This is a genomic window from Terriglobia bacterium (genome assembly GCA_020073495.1).
Taxonomy (GTDB): domain Bacteria; phylum Acidobacteriota; class Terriglobia; order Terriglobales; family Acidobacteriaceae; genus JAIQFD01.
On record JAIQFD010000001.1, the window covers coordinates 187,448 to 210,928 of the forward strand.

Sequence of the window (23,481 nt, forward strand, 5' to 3'; positions counted from 1 at the left end):
CAGGCTTTCCCTATCCGCGCTTAGCGACTAGACTCGAGGCGTCTTCATGTCCGACATCAAGCTAGTGCGGGAGTGGGACGCCGACGGCTTTCACAAGAAAGTCCTCGAACTCGAACAGCAGGGATACGTCTCGAAACTGGACACCTACAAGATCACCGCCGAGATGAACCCCGAGACCGGGCTCATCGTCCACCTGCACACCATTGAGATGCACAAGTCCGATTAGGCAGACTCGCCCAGGAACCGCCTCGATTCCCGAAATGGTGCGGAAATGGTATATTCCTGCTAGGGTCCACAACTGTGCTGTCACCATACGGTCTCGAGATCATCGAGAGCTGCCTGACCTGCAAGCTGCGGGAAGATCGGCTGTTCTGTAATCTGTCGCCGGTGGCGGTCAAGGACCTGGAAGCCATCAAGTATTCCACCGCGTACCCCAAGGGCGCGGTTCTTTTTGTCGAAGGGCAGGCGCCGCGCGGGGTGTTCATCCTGTGCAAGGGCCGGACCAAGCTCTCCATCTGCTCCAGCGACGGCAAGACGCTGATCCTGAAGATCGCCGAGCCCGGCGAAGTGCTGGGGCTCAGCGCTACGGTTTCCGGCAAGCCCTATGAGCTCACCGCCGAGACCCTCGATCCCTGCCAGGTGAACTTCGTCAAGCGGGAGGATTTCCTGCGCTATTTGCGCGACCACAACGAAGTCACGCTGCGCGTCGCCGAACAGCTCAGCGAAAAATACAACACCGCCTGCCACGAGATCCGCTCCCTGGGCCTCTCCCACTCGGCCGCCGAGAAGCTGGCCAAGCTGCTGCTGGAATGGTCGGAGAAGAACGGCGACGCCAAGCAGCCGGGACGGATGAAGCTGGCCCTCACCCACGAGGAGATCGCGCAAATGATCGGCACTTCGCGCGAGACCGTCACCCGCCTGTTCGCCGATTTCAAGAAGCGCCAGATCATCCAGCTGAAGGGCTCGACGCTGGTCATCCGCAACCGGCAGGCCCTGGAAACCCTCATCAATCCCTGAAACTGCGGTCTCCCCGCGTACTTTCCTGATGTACACGCATCACCAATTTTCGTGATGCGAGTCACAGCTTTCCCCCGCCGCGGAACGTAGATTGGCGGCATGAACCACGGGGGCGACATCCCGGTCAGTTTCTTTACCTGCGACGTAGCGCCGCAGCGGCTGTTCACGCATATGGGCGCGGATGCGGCGCGGGATTTCTCCGCCATCCAGAACGTGCAGGAGGTGCCCAAGGGCGCCCTCCTGTTCAGCGAAGGACAGGCACCGACCGCCATCATCTTGTTGCAGACGGGCGGGGCGCGGCTCTCCGTGTGCTCCAGCCGCGGGGAGAAGCTCACCCTGCGCATGGCCAAGGCGGGCGAGTTGCTGGGCCTGAGCGCCAATGTCTCGGGCAAACCCCACGAGGTCACCGCGGAAACCACCGTCCCCTCGCAGATCGTCTTCATCAAGCGCAAGGATTTCGTGCGCTTCCTGAAAGACCATTCCGACGCCTGCCTGCAGGTGGTGCAGATGCTGAGCAACGATGTGCACGCCGCCTACGACCGGGTGCGCGCCATCGGCATGGCCCGGGCCCGCCACGTGCGCAACTGAAAACGCCGGAAGCCCGCTCGCGGGCGGGCGTCTCACCGTTCACCCCAGCCCTCCCCAAGGCCATGATCGAGAAGTGCGCCAATCCGGATTGCGCCCAGCCCTTCCGCTACCTGCGCGAGGGGCGGCTGTACCAGGTGGATCGCGATGCCGCCGGACACCTGGTGCGAGGACCGTTCCAGATCTCGGAGAGCGGCCTGCCGCACCGCCTGGAGCATTTTTGGCTGTGCGGCAACTGCGCCCAGCGCCTGACCCTGGCCATCGATCCGCAGCGCGGCGTCGTTCCCGTGCCGCTGCCGCACCCCCACCGGCGCAAGGCGGCATGAGGAGAAGCGGCGGGGGGTTGGGGCTGTGTGACACTCATCACACCCTCCCGTGACATCAGTCATAGCGTCGGGTCCGCACCCGGCGCACTCTGGGGCCAGTGGGGGCCATGTGGACCGGCGCATTTTAGGACGGCGTGGCGGAAGGAGACACCCATGGCGAAAGATGACCGCGACATCCTCGAACTGCTCAAGTTCGAGCTCAGCTACCTGGAGCAGGGCGGCTACGGGCGCTCCGTGCGCACCCCCTGGAAGCCCACCTCGGCTTTCCAGGACTCGATCAGCTGCATCAATTTCGGCGATCCGGACCGCCCTCGGCCGTGCTCCGAGTGCCTGCTGATGGACTTCGTTCCGCCCGCCGGGCAGGGCGAAGAAGTGCCCTGCCATCACATCCCGCTCAACGAAAAGGGCGAGACCGTGGATGCCATCGAGCGCTACGACAACCAGCAGGAAGTCGAGGAGAAGCTCAAGAAGTGGCTGCGGGACACCATCGCCCGCCTCGAGGCCGAGCGCGCCCGGGGCAAGCAGCAGCGGGCCTGATCGGGCCATCCATGCCCAACCCCTTCTGATCGCCCTGCCTTCCGGCAACCGCCGGGACTGTTTCGTTCTCCGCCCGCACGTACCCGCTCTTGTGATTGTTATCACACTAGAGGGTGAACACAATCACAGCCCGAAGTGTGGAGATGTTCAACAATGGGGTCGGTTCCGGACTCCTGCCAGGCAACGAATCACCCTGGCCGGTCCCGGGTTGGGGAACCTTCCTCGGGCTCACCCGGACGATTACAGAGCGGCGAAATTCCAAGGAGGAATTGTGAACAAGAGACTCATCACTGTGGGGCTGCTGGCTGCACTCGTGGCCATGCCGATGGCCTCCTGGGCCGAAGGCGGCGCGGACACCTTCAAGGCGAAATGCGTGATGTGCCACGGCGCCGATGGCAAGGGCAAGATGGCCGGCACCAAGGACCTGGGCTCGGCGGAGGTGCAGAAGCAGAGCGACGCCGACCTGACCGCTGTCATCACCAAGGGCAAGGCCCCGAAGATGCCGGCTTTCGACGGCAAGCTCACGGCCGACCAGATCAAGGCAGTGGTGGCCTACATCCGGACGCTCAAGAAATAAATGGCTCGACGGCGGCGGTCCTCGTGGCCGCCGCAACCCTTACACCAGGATGGAGCTCGACTCCGTCGTGAACACGGTGGAGGTCCGGGAACCTGTGGGGAGGTAGCCAGGGATCTCCGGAGTTGGAACACACAATGCCGGCGAAGCGTGGATTTGGAATTCGCCGCTACGGGCCCAGGGTTGAGATCGGCCTTATACCTTTCTTTCATGTCTTAGCAGTTCTGGGCTGGGCCGCGATACCGGATCGTAAGGACACTCGCCCGCGCTTGTCGGCGCGACAGGCGGGGCTGTTGGTGTTGCTCGTTCTGTTGTTCCTGCCTGCGCCGCTGGCGCGGGCCGAAGACCAGAACCAGACCTGCCTGGCCTGTCACAGCGACAAGACCCTGAGCACCACGCGCACCGGACGCACGGTTTCCCTGTTCGTCGAAGGCAAGAGATTCGCCGGCTCCGTCCACGGCTCGCTCTCCTGCACCTCGTGCCACGCCGACCTGGAAGGCAAGGAACTGCCGCACTCCACCCCGCTGGCCAAGGTCAACTGCGGCACGTGTCACAGCGCGGAGTACGAACAGCATTCGAAATCGCTGCACGGGCGGGCGGTCGCGCGCGGCGATGCGCTGGCGCCGCGCTGCGTCACCTGCCATGGCAACCACGACATCGTTGCGGTGAAGGACCCGCGCTCGGCAGTGGCTCCGCTGAAGATCCCCCAGGTGTGCGGCAAGTGTCACCGCGAAGGAACGACCGTTCAGCAGACCCGCAACATCCCCGAGCACAACATCCTGGAGAATTACTCCGAGAGCATCCACGGCGAAGGGTTGCTGAGGAAAGGCCTGATTGTCGCGGCCAACTGCGCCTCCTGCCACACGCCGCACAACATCCTCCCCCATACCGATCCCAAGTCGTCGATCGCGCGCAAGAACATCGCGGCCACCTGTACCAAGTGTCACGCGCTGATCGAGCAGGTGCACCGCAAATCCATCAAGGGCGAGTTGTGGGAGAAGGAAGCGAACGTCCTGCCCGCCTGCGTGGATTGCCACCAGCCGCACAAGGCGAGGAAGGTCTTCTACAACCAAGGCATGGCCGACGCCGATTGCCTGCGCTGCCATGCCGACGAGCGGGTGAAGGGGCACGACGGCAAGTCGCTGTTCGTGCGCACTGCGGAGCTTTCGACGTCGCGGCACGCCAAGGTCGCGTGCAGCCAGTGCCACTCCGAAGTGAATGCCTCGCGCGTCCGGCCCTGCGAAACCGTCACCAAGAAGGTGGACTGCGCGTCGTGTCACGCGGAGATCGGGCAGCAGTACACGAAGAGCAAGCACGGCCAGCTTCTCGCCGTTAAGGACAACAACGCGCCGTACTGCTCGGAGTGCCACGGGACGCACCACGTCCTGGGCAAGAAGGACCCGGCTTCCAATACCTTCCCCCCCAATGTGCCGAACCTGTGCGCACGCTGCCACCGCGAAGGCAAGAAGGCTGCTCTGCGTTACACCGGAACGCAGCACGAGATCATCCCCAGCTACCAGGAGAGCATCCACGGCAAGGGCCTGCTGAAGAGCGGGCTGACGGTCACCGCGACCTGCACCAGCTGCCACACGGCGCATGGCGAGCTGCCCAAGAGCGATCCCGATTCGACGGTCAATCCCAAGAACCTGCCCTCGACCTGCGGCCAGTGCCATCACGGGATCCAGGGGCAGTTCGTGCAGAGCGTCCACTCCCGCTCGGTCACGCACACCGACAAGGCACTGCCGGTCTGCAACGACTGCCACACCGCACACTCGATCCAGCGAGCCGACCAGGACAAGTTCGAGCTGGAGGTCATGAGCAAGTGCGGCCGCTGCCACGAGGAGATCGCGAAGACCTACTTCGACACGTATCACGGCAAGGTGTCGCGGCTGGGCTACACCAAAACGGCGAAATGCTATGACTGCCACGGGGCGCACGACATCCAGAAGGTGGCGGACCCGCGCTCGCACCTGAGCCGGGCCAATGTGGTGGACACATGCCGCAAGTGCCACGCCGACGCCACGCGCCGCTTCGCCGGCTATCTGACGCACGCCACCCACCACGATCCGAAGAAGTATCCCTTCCTGTTCTGGTCGTTCTGGGGCATGACCGGCCTGCTGATCGGCACCTTCGTCATCGGCGGCGTGCACACGCTGCTGTGGCTGCCGCGCGCCTTCCAGATGCGCCGCGAGCTGAAGGAACTGGAGGCCAAGGAAGCGGCCGAGCAGGAACGGTCCAGTGGGGAGGAGAAGTAGATGGCCACCCAAGCCGAACTCCAAACCCCGGCGGCTCAAATCGCACGTGACGCCGCTCGCTCCGACGTAAAGGTCGGAACGCGCGAGTTCGTGCGCTTCACCTTGCTGGAGCGGTGGCTGCACGTGTGCATGGTGGTCAGCTTCATTAGTCTCGCGGTCACCGGCATGTCGCTGAAATTCTCCTACACGTCGTGGGCGGTGAAGCTGTCGCACCTGCTGGGCGGCTTTCAGACCGCCGGCTTCATCCACCGGACCGCTGCGGTGATCATGTTCGGGACGTTCCTCACGCACCTGTACAGCCTCTACCAGAAGAAGACGAAGGAGTACGGATCGTGGCGGGAACTGATCCTGGGAAAGAATTCGATGATTCCAGGCCGGCAGGACCTGCGCGAGTTCGTCGCCACCATGAAGTGGTTCGTCGGCCTCGGCCCACGGCCCGAGTACGGCCGCTGGACCTACTGGGAGAAATTCGATTACTTCGCCGTGTTCTGGGGCGTCTTCATCATCGGTTCCACCGGGCTGACGCTGTGGTTCCCGGTGTTCTTCACGCGCGTGATACCGGGATCGTTCATCAACGTCGCCAGCATCATCCACAGTGACGAGGCGTTGCTCGCGACCGGGTTCATCTTCACGGTGCACTTCTTCAACACGCACCTGCGGCCGGAAAAATTCCCGATGGACACCGTGGTCTTCACCGGCCACATGCCGCTGGCGGAACTCAAGCGGGATAAGCCGCGCGAGTATGCGGCCTTGATGGCGAGCGGCAAGCTGGAAGAGTACCTGGCAGAGCCGCAGCCGCCGGTCGTGGTGAAAACGATCCGGACCTTCGCCTGGCTGGCGCTGGGCGTCGGCTTCTGCGTCGTGGTTTGGATCATTTACGCGATGATCTTCGCGTACCGCTGAGCAGGCGGGGAAGTACTGCTCATTGTTATGCGCGCGATTCAGGATCGCGAGATCGGTCCGCCTGAGCGGGTCGCCGGAACCAGTGGGGAGGTAGCCGGCGGGTCCCTGGGAGCAGTCCATGTCCGGAGGTTGTGCCCTATCGGCTGCCTGTAACGAGCGTCACGGCCGGCGTGGCTGGGGACTGTGGGTCGTACTCATACTCTCCTTTATATGGTTGATGCCCCACGCGCTGGCAGCGAAGACTCCCAAGGCGCCGGCCAACGCGGATTGCCTCGCCTGCCACACGGCGGAAGCGGGCCTGACCAAGGAGGTCAACGGCAAGCAGGTCAGCCTTGCCGTGGACGAGAAGAAGTTCAACGCCTCCATCCACGGCCAGATGTTCAAGTGCGTGGATTGCCACAAGGACGTCAAGACGTCGCCGCACGAGAACACGCCGGCCAAGGTGTCGTGCGCGGACTGCCATGCCGACGCGCAGAAGGCGTTCGACGGCAGCATGCACGCCGTGGTGGCCTCGACCGGCAAGATGAACGGCCGGACGCCGACCTGCACCTCCTGCCACGGCGGCGCGCACGAGATCCTGCCTCCGGGCGATGAGAATTCCAAGGTCAACCACAAGAACATCCCTGCCACCTGCGCCACCTGCCACAGCCAGAAGTTCGTGATGGACGAAGCGGGGCTCAGCTCCACCACGGTGGCGTCGTACAACGCGAGCGTGCACGGTAAGGCGGTGGCCGGCGGCAACGTGAATGCCGCGGTCTGCACCGACTGCCATAGCAGTCACGCCATCCTCGGGCCCGGCAACCCGAAATCGGCGATCTACAAGTTCAACGTGCCCGCCACCTGCGCCAAGTGCCACGACAACGTGAAGACGGAGTTCGTGCAGAGCATCCACGGGCAGGCGCTGGCGCGCGGCAACTGGCAGGCGCCGGTATGCACCGACTGCCACGGCATCCACAGCATCAAGAAGCACACGGACCCGACCTCTTCGGTCGCGGCCGCCAATCTGGCGAAGGTGACCTGCTCAAGCTGCCACGAAGGCGTCCGCATGTCGGCGGAATTCGGCGTCGAGTCACGCCGCGCGACCACGTACCTCCAGAGCTATCACGGACTGGCGTCGAAGCTGGGATCCACGGTGGTCGCCAACTGCGCCTCCTGCCACGGCGTTCACAATATCCTTCCTTCATCGGACCCGAAGTCCATGGTGAACAAGGCGAACCTGGTGAAGACCTGCGGCAAGTGCCATCCGGGCGCGAACCAGAAGTTCATCACCGGCACGGTGCACATCGACGTGCCGCTCTCGGCCGACATGGGCAGCACCGCGATCCGCTGGGTGCGGCGGTTTTACATTCCCCTGATCCTGATGACCATCGGCGGCATGCTGCTGCACAACTTCCTGATCTGGCGGAAAAAGGCGATCGCCATCCGCAACAAGCAGCACCGGCCGATCGTGCGCCTGACGCTCGACCAGCGCATTCAGCACGCGCTGCTGCTATCGAGCTTTATCACCCTGGTGATCACCGGCTTCGCGCTGGCGTATCCCGATTCCTGGCTGGGCCTGGTGGTCGGCGAAAGCTTCCGGCGCTGGGCGCACCGTATAGCCGCCGTGATAATGATGGCAGTCGGCGTTTACCACGCGTATTATCTTGCCGCTAAGGGCGAGGGACGGAAGGCGTTCCTGGACATGCTCCCGGTGTTCAAGGACGCCGCGGACATCCGCGACAACATGCGCTACTACCTGGGCCTCGGCGGCGGCAAGCCGGCATTCGCCCGCTTCACCTACGCCGAGAAGATGGAGTACTGGGCGCTGGCGTGGGGCTGGCTGATCATGTCGGCGACCGGCCTGATGGCGTGGTTCAAGGTGGGCGTCGGGGTGTTCTTGCCGCGCTGGTCGGTGGACGTGGCCCTGGCGGTGCATTTCTACGAGGCGGTGCTGGCCTCGCTGGCCATCGTCGTCTGGCACTTCTACCAGGTGATCGTCGATCCCGACGTCTATCCGCTCAACTGGGCGTTCTGGGACGGCAAGATGTCGGAGGAGCTGTACCACGAAGAACATTCGCTCGATGCGTTGCGCATGATGCAGGAACAAAACGGTGGACCAGCCGGGCCGCGTGAGGGCGAGGAAGTAACGGCAAAGAAATAGCAGCGAGGAAGCAGCGCGGGATCACCTTCCGGCGCGCCGGCGGGCATTCCCCGAAAGGACACTGATCCCGGACATGGTCGAGGACATCAAGCAGCGGGCCCCCGGACTCATCCGCAATACTCTCAGTCTCGCCGGCGTGATCGTGGCACTGGTCGCGCTCGCGAACATGATCTTTTTGCTCCTGGTGGACGTCGTCAGCGAGCATCCACGCCCTTACCTGGGAATCTTCGCCTACATGATCTTCCCCGGGATCCTGGGATTTGGCGCATTCCTGATCGCCGCCGGCTTGTTCCTGGAGCGCCGCCGCCGTAAGCGCCTGGCCCCGGGCGAAGAAGTGCACGCCCTGAAGATCGACTTCGGCAATCCTCGCCACCGCAACGCCTTCGTCTTCCTGAGCACGTTTCTTCTGGTCTTTCTGTTTTTGACCGCGGTGGGCAGCATGCGCGCCTACGAGTTCACCGACTCGGTGCAGTTCTGCGGACAGCTCTGCCACACGGTGATGAAGCCCGAGTTCACCGCCTACCTGGCCTCGCCGCACGCGCGGGTGCGCTGCGTGGATTGCCACGTCGGCCCGGGCGCGACCTGGTACGTGAAGTCCAAGATGTCGGGCATGCGGCAGGTCTATTACACGATGCGCGGGACCTTTCCCCGTCCCATCCCCAGCCCGGTGGAGAACCTGCGCCCGGCGCAACAGACCTGCGAGCAGTGCCACTGGCCGGCCAAGTTCTACGGCGGGCAGTTCAAGGTCATCAACCACTTCGGCAGCGACGAGAAGAACACGCCGCGCCAGGTGCGCCTGCTGATCAAGACGGGCGGAGGCAGTCCCACCACGGGCACGGTCAGCGGCATCCACTGGCACATGAACATCGCCAACGAGGTCACCTACGTGGCCACCGACCGGCAGCGGCAGGTGATCCCCTACATCCGGGTGAAAGACCGCAACGGGCGCATCGAGGAGTACTTCGCGCGCGACGCGCAGCTCAAGCCGGAGGAGCTCGCCAAGAAAGAAGCGCGGCGCATGGATTGCGTGGACTGCCACAACCGTCCCACGCACATCTACATCCCGCCCGACCGCTCCGTGGACGACCTGCTGACCACGCACAAGGCCGATCCCACGCTGCCCTTCTTCAAACAGCAGGCGGTCGCCGCCCTCACCCAGCCCTACAAGACCACGGATGAAGGCGTCACCGGCATCGCCAACGCGCTGACCAACTTCTACGAGACCAAGTATCCGGACGTGTACAAACAGAAGCAGGCCGCGGTGCAGGACGCGGTCGCGGCGGTGCAGAAGGTCTTCCAGACCAGCTTCTTCCCCGAGATGAAGCTGGATTGGCGCACCCACCCCAACAACATCGGGCACTTCTATTCCGCGGGCTGCTTCCGCTGCCACGACGGCAACCACGCGACCAAGAGCGGCAAGGTGCTGAGCAAGGACTGCCGTGCCTGCCACGAGATCATCAGCGAGACCGACGGCTCGGCTCCGGGGGTGGAAACGGCCGTCAACCCGGTGGAGTTCAAGCATCCCGGCGGCGATCTCGGCGACCTGACCCAGGTCAACTGCGCCGATTGCCACGGCGCGCAAGCGCAGTAAGGACCTCCCCGAAACAAGTAGGCCGGGCGGAAACGTCCGGCCTTTTTTGTTTGCCTCTGCCCGCGCCGCGGTAGCGGCGACGGGAGTGCAGCCCGCCGCGGAAGCGGCGACGGACGGTCGCAAAGCCGTCGTCGCTGGCGCGACTTGTGTCGGGAAGGTCCGCGTTCCCGGCACTGCCCCTTCGACTGCGCTCAGGGCAGGCCGTGCCGGGCTGCAAACCCGTCGTCCCTTGCGGGACTTGCAATCCCCGACGCCGGGCTGAAAGCCCGGCACTACCTCAGGCCTCAGCGGCTAAAGCCGGGGCGTTTTTTCGCGATGAGGGCGGGGACCTCGGCGACCTGACCCAGGTCAACTGCGCGGATTGCCACGGCGCGCAGGCGCAGTAAGGACCTCCCCGAAACAAGTAGGCCGGGCGGAAACGTCCGGCCTTTTTTGTTTGCCTCTGCCCGCGCCGCGGTAGCGGCGACGGGAGTGCAGCCCGCCACGAAAGTGGCGGGTATTCGGCCAAAACAGGCTCGAAGCCGCGGAAGCGGCGACGGACGGTCGCAAAGCCGTCGTCGCTGGCGCGACTTGTGTCGGGAAGGTCCGCGTTCCCGGCACTCTCGTGCCGGGCTGCAAGTCCGTCGTCCCTTGCGGGACTTGCAATCCCCGACGCCGGGCTGAAAGCCCGGCTCTACCTCCGTCCTGGACAAATGTGTACCGGGAGGAGGTAGAGCTTCAGCGCCGCGTCACCGCGCCTTTAAGAAAATGTGGCTTTAGCCACCGAGGGATGTCTACCCCGGAGCCTCAGCGGCTGAAGCCGGGGCGTATTTTCGCGACGCGGACGGCGATCTCGGCGACATGACCCAGGTCAATTGCGCGGACTGCCACGGAGCGCAGGCGCAGTAAGTGTCAATGACATAGGCCGGGCGTCCCCGCCCGGTCTTTTTCTTCGCGTGTGGGGGAGAGAACTTAAGTGTGCACTTCAATGCCGGCTTCGTCGCGGTTCAATGAGAGCGGTCGTAGCGAGGCTCTTATCTAGACGTAGTTTCCGAGTAGCCGACCATTGGGTCAGAACCATCCCCGACGCGAACCTGCGGGTAAAAATATCGTTCGTTGGGCTGCTATGATGCCGATCATACGAGCGCAAGATGAACCTGCACGATGCGAATCAAAAGGCGGAACAAATACTCGATCAAGAAAGGGTCGAGCCGACTGTCCGGTACGAGATGGCCCCAACCGAAACAGTGATACAGGTCTTAGCCACTTTTGCCGGTCCTTTAAAAGAGCGCGGCAAACATCCTCGTACAATCCAGGAGCGCCCGGAACAATTCCAATTCAAGAGCACAAATTTCGACCTTCTATGCGCAATACTGGATCAGGTGCCTAGTCAGAATAGACCAGCATTCGTTGCGTCCGTACGTTCGCGAATCTCGGATGCGCGGTCATATCGCCGCAGATATGTAGACGTGCTGGGGGCAGGATCCTGGAAGCTGTCGTCGTCCGAACTACCGCTTGTTGCGGAATTCCTTGTTCGTCGTGGCGACAAGCAAGTGTTTATCCGAGCCCTCAGTGAAGCAGCCCCTGGCCCCGGCCTAACTCTGCTGCTGATGCAACTGGAAGAGATGATTGCTCTCAACTTCACATTGTTTACCGACGAGGAGTATCAGCAGCTTCCAACAGCAATCGAGAGTATCAGGACAACTGTCGCAGGCCTGAGTAAGGGACCAAAACCGAGCTCCACTGTCGAGTCCAACACCCTCTTCCACGTCCGCAAGGAAATCCCTGAGCTGTGTGACTCCATATTGGAAGGATGCCGGAAAGCGAGATATCTGTATGTAATAAGCTCCTTGTTGCCAGGCATGAATCTGGAGGTAAACCAAGACAAAAGCAGGGTCCGCACCTTCCTGGAGAAGCTAGGCTTCGCGCAATTGCTCATTGAGTCGCTCGAAGAAGCGGAAAGGTTGTACCGCACGGCCGCCACTCCGTTTGAACTGAAGAGCGGTATGGGACATCTGCGCAGTTTCTTGGAACAGTTGCATTTGCAAGCGTGCGCATTAGCGCACAAGAAACTCGGGGGGTGTCTACCCTCGACATGGGGAGAGGCGCTGAAGTACCTTCGAGATCAGAACATTCTGACCGTAAAGGAAGAACAGTTCGCCAGTCAGTTCTACGCACTGATGAGCGACACCAGTGTGCATCCCCTTGTTGCCGAACGTGAGTATGCCCGGTTGATGCGAAACATGAGCATCGAATACGGTCTGCTACTACTCACTAAGTTGGACAAGTTGGGACTGAATTAGCTGTGTCTGCCCCGTAGCGATCATTCCTGCGTGACGCGCCGCTCCGAAATTTACCGGCCAGGTTCCAGTTCGCAGCTTGTCGACAATTTCGTCGAGGAAATCGCCTCAAGTAATTCGTTTCCGAGTCGGGTCATTAGAGAAGAATAGCTCCAGGCCAGAGACTGGCTAACTCAGACAGTATCCGGTCTCTGACGGAGTCACTTTTCCGATCAATCACCGTGGCTTTGGCGCCCAAATGGTTGATAGAAGATCCAAGCTGATAACACACCGCACCATCCAAGATGATGAAGCGATCGTGAAAATGTGCAGCAACGCGTACTTCCAAGTTGCCTCTTTGTTGACGGAGCTTGTTATAGGCAGGTTTGAAATTTCCTTTGACGTGCTCCGTAATTACTTGAACGCCGATACTGGGATGGACCGCGGCAATAAGGTCGAGGACCTGTTCGTCTACATACGGATCAATGACGATGATCGCGGATCGTGCTTGTTGAAATATTCCTTGCAATGTGCGGAATGCAGTGTAGACCTGACCTTTGGAAATGAACGCTTCGATTTCGGCATATTCAGCAAATGTTTTACCGTGGATCGCCGAAGCTCCGCGTTCCGTCAGCTTGACCCAATCATCTGGCACAGTGAGGTCCGTTCCCGTAGACGCAGTCAGCCGCAGCCTTATGAGTTCATCCCATGTCCAGATTAGAGAGTCTTTCTCGTCAGGCGTCAGGTCCACCTTCTGCCAGCGTTCGAAATCTCCCTGAGCGCCTTTGCCGATCGTGTTGTACTTGTTGGGCGTTCGACGGTTCTTTTGCTCTTCCGAAATGAATCTCAACAACAAGAATTTTAGAGCTTCCTCACCAAACGAAATTAGCCCAGAAGCTTCTATTGTCTCCAGAATCTTTGCGTCAAGCTTGGCGGTCAGTTCAATCGTGTACTTGCCAGTTGGGGTGACTGGATTGTCCCTTAGGTCTTCCAGAAGTTCCCGCGAAAGGTACAGATCGGCATTCCTGCCGCTCGGTCCGAGAAGCCGGAGACAATAAAGACTGCGGTCGGAATCATATCCGGTCTCCGAAATGGAAATTTCGGGGCTGACCGACTTTATCCTTCCATCGACAATGTTGAAGGCCGGTACCTCTAACGGTTCAATTGCCCTGAAGGCCATGCCGCCTCCTTACATTTGAGCGGTGCGGGAGGATAAGTGTAGCTCTTTGCCACGGGACAGGGGTGGTAGCGGGATCTTGGTCATTTGGCCTTCATTAAGGTTCTTCGCGCCCATCGTCGGCGGAGGCGTGGATGGTGAGGCCCCCAGCAGTTTCTGGTTTCTCGTTTCTAGTTTCTAGAACAAGACCGCCGTAGGTGGCGCGGGTGGAGTGTGCCGCCCCTAAAGGGGCTCAGATCCTTTTAAGAATGCATGTAAACCCCCGCCTAAAGGCGGGGGCCTTCCACCGGGGCGAGCTCACGCGCATGGTGACCCAGAGCTGCAAAGCGGCGTCGCGGACGCGACGTGTGCCGCCCCTAAAGGGGCTCAGATCCTTTTAAGAACGCATGTAAACCCCCGCCTGAAGGCGGGGGCTTCCACCGAGGCGAGCTCACGGGCATGGTTACCCAGAGGTGCTACTCGTCGGCTTGGGCGTGGATGGTGAGGCCCCTTCGGCTGACACCTCAGGGCAGGCTCCTTCGGCTGCAGCTCAGGGCAGGCCCCTTCGGCTTGCACCTCAGGGCAGGCTCCTTCGGCTTGCCGCTCAGGGCAGGCTCCTTCGGCTGGCAGCTCAGGGCAGGCTATGCTGGGGCACCGATGATCAGGTCGATCTGAGCCGCGGCAGCGGCGACGGGTGTTCGTCCAAGCCGCCGTCGCTGACGCGACTGAGTGATGGGAGGAATCCTTTCCCCTCCCCGGCACGACGTGCCGGGTTGCAAATCCGTCGTCGCTGACGCGACTCGTGCCGCCCCTGAAGGGGCTCGATAAGATTTCGGTTGGGGGCTCCTAAACCCCCGCCTAAAGGCGGGGGCTTCCACCGAGGCGAGCTCACGGGCATGGTTACCCAGAGGTGCTACTCGTCGGCTTGGGCGTGGATGGTGAGGCCGTGGTCGCGGGTGTCGTCTTCGGGGTCGCCGGTGATCAGGCTCCAGCGGTTGCGGTACTTCTCGTAGGGCCCGGGGCGGTCCGGCTGGTGAGGAAAGAAGTAGGGGTAGCCGTGTTGGGGGATGGCGCGAGCGGGCATGACGTACCAGATATCCATGGGCGCGATGTAGATGGCAAAGATGTCCACCTCGCGGGCGCGATAGGCGCGGGTGGTGCGGCGGGCGCGGGCGTGATAAGCGCCGCCATGGATGGCGAAACAGGTCTTGACCTGGACGCGCACCATCTTTCCTTCGTGCACGGTGACAATGAAATCGAAGGGTTGGTTGTCACCGTTGGGCTTGGCGACGGAGAGTCCGAGGGCGAGGGCCTTGGCCTGGAAGGCGATCTCGCCCCATTCTCCCTTTTCCTTGGTGTGGGAGAGCGGGGGTGGTTTGGGGGAAGATATCCATTTTCATTTTAGGAGAAGAGTGGGGCAAGGGGATGTGATGGCGGTCACGGGCCTGCTCAGCCGTGCCTACGGCACTCGACGATCCCTTCGACGCCGACCCGCCGCTGAAGCGGCGGGCTACTCTCAATCGCTCCGCCGGGGCTCGGATGGCGGCGCGGCCCGGATATCCAGCGCTAAAGCGCGACCAGGGGAACGGTTTTGGCGGGGCTGAAGCCCCGCGCTTCCACCGGGCCGGGCTGAAAGGCGGGCACTACCTCAGGACTCGGCAGGATTCATCGCAGCAACTCGTCGACGACCGCTTCGACGTGGATCGCAGTCGTGTCGAGAAACTCAAGGTCGGACTTCCCGGAATCCCGCAACAGTAGTGGCAGTTCCGTCCCCGCCAGGATCATGGCCTCCGTGCCCTCTTCGACTTTCATCCGATGCGCGATGCGCAGCAACTCCGCACGGGTCTCCGGCAGGAATGTGCCGACCAGGAGTTCGCCGAGGTACTTCTGGTGAATGAAGTCCTGCTCTGACTTGTTGGGTGGCGTGATGGCGATTCCCGCCCGCCGGAACTCCTCGGGATAAAAACTCCCTCGCATGGTGAATCCGGTCCCGAAGAGTCCGACTTTTTTCAACCCCAGCGCTTTCGCACGGTCACACGTTGCCCGCACGATGCTGAGCAGAGGGATCGCCGACCGCCGCTGAACATCGTCGAAGACGATGTGCGGGGTGTTGGCGGAAAAGAAGCCAAAGTCGGCGCCGGCGCGCACCAGCTTCTCGACCCCGGAGGCGAGGTAATCCGCGAGCTCGCTGAGCCGCCCGCTGTCCACCAACTCGATGCCCTTGGCAAGATCGAGACTATTGATGATGAGGGATGGGTAGCCCCCATCGGGCCGCCGGGCACGATAACCCGAGATGATCAAGCGGTAGTAATCGATGGTGGACTCGGGCCCAAGGCCGCCGATCATGCCTGCGGTTTTCATGTCAGGGAACGACCCTCGTCATGGGAGAAGACTCTACACCGGAAGCGGCTGACGGTTCGAACGGATGTCATTCCTCCGCGGCGGCGTGGATGGTGAGGCCGACTTCGCGGAGCCGCTGTGACGGCTGAACGAGCGGCTGTGACGGCGGTCACATCCCGCCCCCGTCCCCTCTTTTAGCCTTGAAGCGGTAAGGAGAAGGGCTCATGGCATCCAGTGGGGAAAAGCCGAACACGGACGGGGCGCCCAAGCCGCGCCTGGTTTTCTGGGAAGTCACCAAGGGGTGCAACCTGCGCTGCATCCACTGCCGGGCCACCGCCACCGAGCTTTCCAGCCCCACCGACCTGCCCACGGAAAAAGCGAAAGGCATCATCGACCAGATCGCGTCGTTCGCCAATCCGATCCTGGTGCTGAGCGGCGGCGAGCCGCTCTTCCGCAAAGACATTTTCGAGCTGGCCTCGTATGGGACCGCCAAAGGGCTCCGGGTCGCGCTGGCGACCAACGGCACGCTGGTGTCGAAGGAGATCGCGCAGAAGATCGTGGACTCCGGCGTGAAGCGCGTCGCCATCTCGCTGGACGGCGCCGACGCCGAGACGCACGACTCGTTCCGCGGCATTCCGGGCGCGTTCGACGCCGCCGTACGCGGCCTGAAGAACCTGCGCTCGCTGGGCATGGGCGTGCAGATCAACATGACAGTCGCACGGCACAACGCGCACCAGTTGCCGGACGTCCTGGAGCTCGCCCGTTCCATCGGCGCCGACGCCCTGCACACCTTCCTGCTCGTGCCCGTGGGCTGCGGCGTGGAGATCGCCGACCGCGAGATGGTCCCCGCCGAGGAATACGAAAAGATCCTGAACTGGTTCTACGACAAATCGCTGGAAGGCGACATCGAGCTGAAGGCCACTTGCGCGCCGCACTACTTCCGAGTGGTACGCCAGCGCCGGGCGCAGGAGCGCCGCGAGGCGGAGCACGCCCCGGTCAACGTCGCGGGCATCGGCCCCACCGACGCCCTGCTGCCCGGCGCCACCGGCATCGTCATCAACCAGAACGCCGGACATCCGGGCGGGCATCCGGGACGCGTGCCCAAGGGACATCACACCGGCCACCCGGGCTCTGCGCCCGACGGCATGAGCGCCATGACCAAGGGCTGCCTGGCGGGCACGGGTGTATGCTTCATCTCGCACGAGGGAGAGGTGTTCCCCTGCGGCTATCTGCCGATGAAGTCGGGCGACCTGCGCACGCAGTCGTTCGCCGAGGTTTGGACCAGTTCCGAAGTCTTTGAACAGCTGAGGGACACCGGGAACCTGAAAGGAAAGTGCGGATGCTGCGAGTTCCGCAACGTCTGCATGGGGTGCCGCGCACGCGCCTATGCCGCCACCGGCGACATGCTCGACGAAGAGCCATTCTGCGTCTATCAGCCGAAGACGGCGGCGACGCCAGTCCGTAAGTGAACGTCAACCATTCGCCGTCCCCGCGGGCGGAGGCACCAGCCGGACGGCACTTGGACCCATAAGGCTCATAGCGGCGCACCCGCGCCGTGTTTTGGAGTGGATCCATGGACGCACTCTTAGTGGATCGTCTGCAGTTCGCGTTTACTGTCACCTATCACTACTTATTCCCGCAACTCACCATGGGGCTTGCGCCCCTGATCGTCCTGCTGAAAACCCTGGGCATCTGGAAGCAGGACGAGCGCTACCACCGCGCGGCGCGCTTCTGGGCGCGCATCTTCGGCATCAACTTCGCGGTCGGCGTGGTGACCGGCATCCCCATGGAATTCCAGTTCGGCACCAACTGGGCGCACTTCTCGCGCTTCGCCGGCGGCGTGATCGGCCAGACGCTGGCCATGGAAGGCATGTTCGCCTTCTTCCTGGAGTCGTCGTTCCTCGGCCTGTTCCTCTACGGCGAGAAGCGCCTGAGCCCGTGGGCACATTGGGTGACCGGCCTGCTGGTGTGGATCGGCGCCTGGATCTCCGGCTTCTTCATCATCGCCACCGACGCCTGGATGCAGCATCCGGTCGGCTTCTACCGGACGGCGGACGGCGCATTCCATCTTTCCAGCTTCTGGGCGCTGGTGCTGAACCCGTGGGCGTGGTGGCAGTACGCGCACAACATGAGCGGCGCGATGATCACCGGCTCGTTCGTGATGGCTGCGGTGGGCGCCTTCTACCTGCTCAACGGCAAGCACGTCGAGCAGGGGCGCATCTTCGTGGGCATCGGCGTGGCGGCCGCGCTCATCTTCTCGCTGCTGCAAGCGTTCCCCACCGGCGACACGCAGGGCAAGATGGTGGCGCAACACCAGCCGGTCACGCTGGCCGCCATGGAAGCTCTCTTCCAGACCGACACCGGCGCGCACCTGGTCATCCTGGGCCAACCCGACATGGAGCAGCTCAAGCTCGACAATCCCATCAGCATCCACGGGCTGCTCAGCTTTCTGACGTATAAGCGCTGGAACGCCGAAGTGAAGGGGCTCGACGCCTTCCCCCGCGAGACCTGGCCCGACAACATCCCGCTGCTTTACTACAGCTACCACATCATGGTCGGGCTAGGGACGTTCTTTATTGCTATATCTATCGTCGCCGCCAACAAGCTGCGGCGAGGCACGCTGTACCACTCGCGCGCGATGCTCTGGGTCCTGATGCTGTCGTTTCCCTTCCCCTACATCGCCAACACCGCGGGCTGGATGACCGCCGAAGTCGGCCGGCAGCCCTGGCTGGTGTACGGCCTCATGCGCACCGCGAGCGGCCTTTCGCCGCACGTCTCCGCCGGCAGCGGAATGTTCACCCTGCTGGGCTTCATGGGCATGTACACCGTGCTGAGCATGCTGTTCCTGTTCCTGATGTGGCGGGAGGTAGAGCACGGACCGGAGGTGGTCCCATCTCCTCCTCCGGACAAAAGTTTCGACGAACGCGAATTCTCGGCGGCGGGGAGGTAAAGCATGCCAACCTTCTGGTTCGTCATCGTCGCTCTGATGCTGGTGGCGTACGTGGTGCTTGACGGCTTCGACCTAGGCGCCGGGATCGTGCAACTGTTCATCGCCCGCAACAGCCAGGAGCGCACGCTGATCGCGCGCTCCGTCGGGCCCGTCTGGGACGGCAACGAAGTCTGGCTGCTGGCCGCCGGCGGCACCCTGTACTTCGCCTTTCCGTTGCTGTATGCCTCGAGCTTCAGCGGCTTCTACCTGCCGCTGATCATGGCGCTGTGGCTGCTGATGATGCGCGGCATCGGGCTGGAGTTCCGGCACCACATCAAGAGCGGCCTCTGGGAGACCTTCTTCGACGTGATGTTCGCCGTCGCCAGCCTGCTGCTGGCGATCTTTTACGGGGCGGCGCTGGGAAACGTGATCCGGGGCGTGCCGCTCAAGCCCGACGGCTACTTCTTCGAACCGCTGTGGACCACCTTCACGGTGACGCCCGAGGCCGGCATCCTCGACTGGTACACGGTGATGGCGGGGGTGGTGGCGCTGGTCACGCTGGGACTGCACGGCGCCCACTGGGTCGCCACCAAGACTCAGGATGAGCTCAACCTGCGTGCCCGGCGCTTCGCCCGCCTGGCGTGGATCCTGCTGCTGGCGCTGACGCCGCTGTCGCTGGTGGCCACGGTGTACGTCCGCGCGCAAATGCTGGATAACTACTGGCAGCATCCTATCGGCCTGCTGATCCCCGCGGTGGTCGTGGCCAGCCTGGTGGCCATGGAGGTCTTCCGCGGACGCGGCGACGACCGCGCTGCGTTCCTGACTTCGGCGGTGTACATCGCGGCCATGCTGGGGGGCGCCGCCTTCGGGCTGTATCCGAACGTGCTGCCGGCCAGCACCGACCCCAGCCTCGGGCTCACCATCTACAACAGCGCCGCCGCCGAACATGGGCTGCGCGTCGGCATGGCGTGGTGGTTCGTCGGCATCGTTTTTGTCATCGGCTACTTCGTTTTCGTTTACCGCACCTTCCGCGGCAAGGTGTCGCTGGAAGGAGGACAACACGGGTACTAGAGGCTTGTAAGGGCACCCGGGCTCCTATGGCATCCATGGATAGCGAAGTACATAGCTTGAACGGTGCGCGCCTGCGTACCCTGCTGTGGCCGCGCGAGCATGGAGCGTGGGGCATCCTGCTGGTTCCCCTGGTGACGGGAGCGGCGGTCGGGCTGATGCACGGCGGATCGCTTGCCGCCGTGCTGCTCTTCCTGGCTGCTTCGCTGGCCCTGTTCTGCCTGCGGACGCCGGTGGAGTCGCTGCTGGGAGCGTCGGCCATGCGGGCGCAGAAAGGCCCGGAGCGACAGTGGGTGCTGTTGGGCGCCGCCGTGTACGGCGCGATCGCGCTGGCCACCCTGGCGGCCCTGTTCTGGGGCGGACGCAACCGCGGCCTATTCCTGCTGGGAGCGGCCGCAGCCGTCTCCTTCGGCGTCCAGGCGGCGCTGCGCAAGCTGGGACGCTCCACCCGCACCGGTTCCCAGATCATCGGCTCCCTGGGCCTGACCTCGACCGCCGCCGGCGCTTACTACGTGACCACCGGACAGCTCGATGCGCACGCTCTGGCGTTGTGGGGCGCCAACTGGCTGTTCGCCGCCAACCAGATCCTGTTCGTCCAACTGCGGCTGCACGCGGCCAAAGTGGAGAGTGTCGGCAAGCGCTTCGCCCACGGCTGGCATGCCGTGGCGGGGCTGGGGATCACGCTCGCGCTCTTGCTCGGGGCCTTCGAGATGGGCCTTATGCCCAAGCGCGCGGTCCTGGCCTACCACCCCATGATGTTGCGCAACCTTTGGTGGTTTTTCCAGAAGCCCCGGCCATTGAACGTCCACCGGCTGGGGATCCGCGAGCTGATCTCCGCCGCGATCTTCGGCGTGATCTTCATTCTCGCGCTGGTGAGTTGGCACTAGAAAAACAACGGACGGGCAGGCCGCGGGTCCGCCGCGGCCTTTTTGCTTCAGGCCAGAAGATGGTCTACGGCGAGGGGCGCCGGCTCGGGCATGGGTTTCTTCGCGGGCACCTGCGTGATGCGCTCCAGATGCTTCTCGACTGCCAGAGTCGCGATCTCCTGGATGCTGGAGAAAAACGTCTGTGCTTCCGGAATGACGGCCAGTCGCGGCTCCGCCACGCGCTCGGTCAGGTCATGGAGCATGGTCGTGACCCGCTGCATGCGGTACTTCTGGAGAACTTCGTCCAGCCCGCCAGTCCGGCGGGCGGCCGCTTCCGCGTAGGGCCACAGCAGGTGCCGGACCCGGTCCACGGCGCTCTTGACGTCGCCCAGCAGCGCTTCCTCGCAGATGTGGATGGATTGACCGCCATTCTCCCGGGCGATCTGCTTGAGTTCATTCTCGATCTCCGCCAATTCGACGCAAAAACGCGACAACCGTGCCTGCAAGTCTTGCACGAGATTTCCTTGTGAGAGGGGATTAGGCCGGATACAGACGGCCCGTCTCGAACGCGAGTGCGTATCTTCGCTCCACCGGAGGCGCACCGCCAGATGTCAGCCGGGCATGGACGTAGGTAACAAGTGCCGAGAGCACATTTTCGGCCATTTGTCAGTGATCTAGATGAGGAATCAGGATAGTAAACAGAGGGGCGGCGATTTCCGGGTCCAATCCTCCGAATCGCCGCCTCTATACTCCCCCCTAGTGCGCGCCACGCACTCAGGAGAGAGCCCCATGAAGCTAGTCCTACGTATTCTTGCCTTCAGCCTGTGCCTGGTTGCCACCTACTCGGCAGCCAGCTTCAACACCACTCTGGCAGCAAATGCGCCCAACCCGCGGCCGTCGGCACCCATGCCGACCTGCTCGCCGTCGAACCCGGCGTGTTCGATGGCGCTGCGGTAGTAAAGCATTTGGCCTTTACCTAGCCAAGAGTACACAAGTAACTTGAGGGCCGCTGCTTGCGGGGGTAACATACCTGCAAGCAGCAGCCCTCTATGTCCTCCAGCCAGTTCCTGCGTGGCTTTTACTACGCGCTGTGGGTCGGCCAGCCGGTCCTGCAGTTCAGCGTGGCCGCATTGCTGCGCCGCCGGAAGCTGGAACGGGAATTCCCCTTCTTCTTCAAATATCTGATCTTTCAGGGCGTCGCCAATGTGCTGCTGTTCGCTTTCCTCAATCACTATCGCGCCTACTTCTACACCTATTGGACTCTGACAGCGATCAGCACGGTGCTGGAGTTCGGGATCATCTACGAGATCTTCGGCCAATTGTTCCGTCCCTACCCGCACCTTGGGGATTTCGCGCGCGTGCTTTTCCGCTGGGCGGGCAGCCTGCTGCTGCTGGTCGCCGTCCTGCTCGCGCTCACCGCCTCTGCGACGGAGGACCCGATCGTGGTGGGCGCCCTGTGGGCGGAGCGGAGCGTCCGCCTGGTGCAGTGCGGGCTGGTGTTCTTTCTGCTCTGGTTCTGCTCTTATCTGGGGATCACCCGCCGGCACTACCTTTTCGGTGTGGCCCTGGGCTTCGGGACGATCGCCAGCACCGAACTGGCGGCGGTCGCGACGCGCATGGTGACCGGGTATATCGACGACCGCGGATTCAATATCGCCTTGCTAGCCGCAGCGGATTTTGCCGCCATCGTGTGGTCCATCTATCTGGTTTCCCCCGCACCCGCAGTGAAACCGGCGCCCGTGCTCGCCCCTCCCGGGCAGAAGTGGGAGGATGGTGTCGCCGAACTCCTCTACCCCCACCCCGAGCCCGGCCTGTTGACACGCATCGACAAGATGGTCGAAGACGCTTTCGCCCACTCGCGCCCTGGAACGGAAGTCAGGCCGCCGGAGGCACCGGCCGCCCCGCAGGCTCCAATCCCGCCCCCACGGCCCAGCCACTAGTCCCGATTCTGCTTTGGAATGAGACCCTAGGCGATCCCGTCCCGCCGGCGATCCGTCGTCCCTACGGGACTTGAGTAAGCTGTACATGCCTACTCGCTGGCCGGGAGGTTGGATGGGAGGCTTGACGATTTCGCTTGGCCGGATGGAGAGTAGAAGCATGTGGTGGGTGGTCTCTCTCCTATTTGCACTCTCGGTCGCCCTAACTGGCGCTTCTGCCCAGAGCATCATCTTCACCCGGGTGCCGAAGGACGTGGTGGAACAGCGCGTACGTGAGCTCAAGAAAGACAATGCGGAACGAGAGGCCACCTTGAAGCGATCCTTCGCCGACGCCGGCTGCGATCAAGGTTCTCTGAAGGAACTCCCCGTCAAACACGAAAAAGTCCCCAATGTGCTCTGCATCCTGAAGGGGACGTCGGATTCTGTCATCGTTGTGGGCGCTCATACCGATCACGTCGCCCGAGGTGAGGGCGCGGTGGACAATTGGAGCGGCGCCGCACTTCTACCAAGCCTGCTGCAAAGCATCTCGAATGTTCCACGAAAGCACACGTTCGTCTTCGTGGGCTTCACGGCCGAGGAACAAGGGCTGGTTGGGTCGAAGGCCTACGCCGACGGGTTGTCGAAAGAAGATCGAGCGAACATCCGCGCGATGGTCGACATCGACACCTTGGGCCTCTCGTCGACCAAGGTATGGGCCACCCGGGCGGACAAGAAGCTGCTGGCGGAATTAGTGCGCGTTGCCCAGACCATGAAGTTGCCTTTGCAAGCTGTGAACGCAGACAAAGTGGGGGCTGCGGATTCGTTCAGTTTCGACAAGTACAAGATTCCTACCATCGCCATCCATTCGATCACGCAGGAGACCTGGCGGATCCTGCACACAGACAAGGACACGCTTGCCGTACTTCACATGGACGAGTACTACGACACGTATCGGCTGCTGGCGGTGTATCTGGCATACCTGGATAACGTGTTGCCGTGATGGCGGCCTCAGTGGCTAAA

At 62.7% G+C, this 23,481-nt stretch carries 22 protein-coding genes; 18 read left to right on the forward strand and 4 right to left on the reverse strand.

Features of this window, described 5'->3' with window-relative positions; all coding sequences use genetic code 11:
- Positions 1-46 precede the first annotated feature (46 nt).
- The 11 genes from LAN37_00835 to LAN37_00885 all read left to right on the forward strand — a co-directional run bounded on the left by LAN37_00835 (position 47) and on the right by LAN37_00885 (position 12,210).
- Positions 47-226 carry a hypothetical protein gene (locus tag LAN37_00835; protein MBZ5645749.1) on the forward strand — a complete coding sequence of 60 codons (180 nt, stop codon included), beginning with the start codon at positions 47-49 and terminating at the stop codon, positions 224-226.
- 74 nt (positions 227-300) lie between these two features.
- Positions 301-1,017, forward strand: a complete 717-nt coding sequence (locus tag LAN37_00840; GenBank protein ID MBZ5645750.1) for a Crp/Fnr family transcriptional regulator — start codon at positions 301-303, stop codon at positions 1,015-1,017.
- A gap of 99 nt (positions 1,018-1,116) precedes the next feature.
- Complete coding sequence (locus tag LAN37_00845; protein MBZ5645751.1) at positions 1,117-1,605, forward strand: Crp/Fnr family transcriptional regulator; 489 nt, start codon at positions 1,117-1,119, stop codon at positions 1,603-1,605.
- A 62-nt stretch (positions 1,606-1,667) separates the two neighbouring features.
- Positions 1,668-1,928, forward strand: coding sequence for a hypothetical protein (locus tag LAN37_00850; GenBank protein ID MBZ5645752.1), 261 nt, complete (start codon positions 1,668-1,670; stop codon positions 1,926-1,928).
- Positions 1,929-2,081: 153 nt separating this feature from the next.
- Positions 2,082-2,465, forward strand: a complete 384-nt coding sequence (locus tag LAN37_00855) for a hypothetical protein (protein ID MBZ5645753.1) — start codon at positions 2,082-2,084, stop codon at positions 2,463-2,465.
- 319 nt (positions 2,466-2,784) lie between these two features.
- The gene (locus LAN37_00860) at positions 2,785-3,042 is read left to right on the forward strand and encodes a c-type cytochrome (protein MBZ5645754.1); all 258 of its coding nucleotides are present in this window, start codon (positions 2,785-2,787) and stop codon (positions 3,040-3,042) included.
- 293 nt (positions 3,043-3,335) lie between these two features.
- Complete coding sequence (locus LAN37_00865; protein ID MBZ5645755.1) at positions 3,336-5,294, forward strand: hypothetical protein; 1,959 nt, start codon at positions 3,336-3,338, stop codon at positions 5,292-5,294.
- Positions 5,295-6,197, forward strand: a complete 903-nt coding sequence (locus tag LAN37_00870; GenBank protein ID MBZ5645756.1) for a hypothetical protein — start codon at positions 5,295-5,297, stop codon at positions 6,195-6,197.
- Positions 6,198-6,315: 118 nt separating this feature from the next.
- Positions 6,316-8,337, forward strand: coding sequence for a cytochrome b/b6 domain-containing protein (locus LAN37_00875; GenBank protein ID MBZ5645757.1), 2,022 nt, complete (start codon positions 6,316-6,318; stop codon positions 8,335-8,337).
- A 73-nt stretch (positions 8,338-8,410) separates the two neighbouring features.
- Positions 8,411-9,928 carry a NapC/NirT family cytochrome c gene (locus LAN37_00880; protein ID MBZ5645758.1) on the forward strand — a complete coding sequence of 506 codons (1,518 nt, stop codon included), beginning with the start codon at positions 8,411-8,413 and terminating at the stop codon, positions 9,926-9,928.
- A 1,130-nt stretch (positions 9,929-11,058) separates the two neighbouring features.
- Complete coding sequence (locus LAN37_00885) at positions 11,059-12,210, forward strand: hypothetical protein (protein ID MBZ5645759.1); 1,152 nt, start codon at positions 11,059-11,061, stop codon at positions 12,208-12,210.
- A gap of 133 nt (positions 12,211-12,343) precedes the next feature.
- Here the strand turns inward: LAN37_00885 and LAN37_00890 are convergent, their stop codons facing one another.
- The 3 genes from LAN37_00890 to LAN37_00900 form a co-directional block, all read right to left on the reverse strand.
- Complete coding sequence (locus LAN37_00890) at positions 12,344-13,366, reverse strand: hypothetical protein (protein ID MBZ5645760.1); 1,023 nt, start codon at positions 13,364-13,366, stop codon at positions 12,344-12,346.
- Between the two features lie 889 nt (positions 13,367-14,255).
- Positions 14,256-14,732 (reverse strand): hypothetical protein, encoded by a 477-nt coding sequence (locus LAN37_00895; GenBank protein ID MBZ5645761.1) that lies wholly within the window; start codon positions 14,730-14,732, stop codon positions 14,256-14,258.
- Positions 14,733-15,007: 275 nt separating this feature from the next.
- The gene (locus LAN37_00900) at positions 15,008-15,703 is read right to left on the reverse strand and encodes an amino acid racemase (protein ID MBZ5645762.1); all 696 of its coding nucleotides are present in this window, start codon (positions 15,701-15,703) and stop codon (positions 15,008-15,010) included.
- A gap of 203 nt (positions 15,704-15,906) precedes the next feature.
- On the opposite strand from LAN37_00900, the gene LAN37_00905 reads away from it, so the two are divergent.
- The 4 genes from LAN37_00905 (at position 15,907) to LAN37_00920 (ending at position 20,566) form a co-directional block, all read left to right on the forward strand.
- A complete protein-coding gene (locus LAN37_00905) occupies positions 15,907-17,151 on the forward strand; it encodes a radical SAM protein (GenBank protein ID MBZ5645763.1) in 1,245 nt (414 codons plus the stop codon).
- A gap of 104 nt (positions 17,152-17,255) precedes the next feature.
- Complete coding sequence (locus LAN37_00910) at positions 17,256-18,632, forward strand: cytochrome ubiquinol oxidase subunit I (GenBank protein MBZ5645764.1); 1,377 nt, start codon at positions 17,256-17,258, stop codon at positions 18,630-18,632.
- A gap of 3 nt (positions 18,633-18,635) precedes the next feature.
- The gene (gene cydB, locus LAN37_00915; protein MBZ5645765.1) at positions 18,636-19,682 is read left to right on the forward strand and encodes a cytochrome d ubiquinol oxidase subunit II; all 1,047 of its coding nucleotides are present in this window, start codon (positions 18,636-18,638) and stop codon (positions 19,680-19,682) included.
- A gap of 26 nt (positions 19,683-19,708) precedes the next feature.
- Positions 19,709-20,566 carry a YwiC-like family protein gene (locus LAN37_00920; GenBank protein MBZ5645766.1) on the forward strand — a complete coding sequence of 286 codons (858 nt, stop codon included), beginning with the start codon at positions 19,709-19,711 and terminating at the stop codon, positions 20,564-20,566.
- Positions 20,567-20,613: 47 nt separating this feature from the next.
- Here the strand turns inward: LAN37_00920 and LAN37_00925 are convergent, their stop codons facing one another.
- The gene (locus LAN37_00925; protein MBZ5645767.1) at positions 20,614-21,060 is read right to left on the reverse strand and encodes a hypothetical protein; all 447 of its coding nucleotides are present in this window, start codon (positions 21,058-21,060) and stop codon (positions 20,614-20,616) included.
- Between the two features lie 274 nt (positions 21,061-21,334).
- Here LAN37_00925 and LAN37_00930 point away from each other — a divergent pair, with 274 nt between their 5' ends.
- The 3 genes from LAN37_00930 to LAN37_00940 all read left to right on the forward strand — a co-directional run bounded on the left by LAN37_00930 (position 21,335) and on the right by LAN37_00940 (position 23,461).
- Positions 21,335-21,502 (forward strand): hypothetical protein, encoded by a 168-nt coding sequence (locus LAN37_00930; GenBank protein MBZ5645768.1) that lies wholly within the window; start codon positions 21,335-21,337, stop codon positions 21,500-21,502.
- A gap of 92 nt (positions 21,503-21,594) precedes the next feature.
- Positions 21,595-22,485 (forward strand): hypothetical protein, encoded by an 891-nt coding sequence (locus LAN37_00935; GenBank protein MBZ5645769.1) that lies wholly within the window; start codon positions 21,595-21,597, stop codon positions 22,483-22,485.
- Between the two features lie 157 nt (positions 22,486-22,642).
- Positions 22,643-23,461, forward strand: coding sequence for a Zn-dependent exopeptidase M28 (locus LAN37_00940; protein MBZ5645770.1), 819 nt, complete (start codon positions 22,643-22,645; stop codon positions 23,459-23,461).
- The last annotated feature ends 20 nt before the right edge of the window (positions 23,462-23,481 follow it).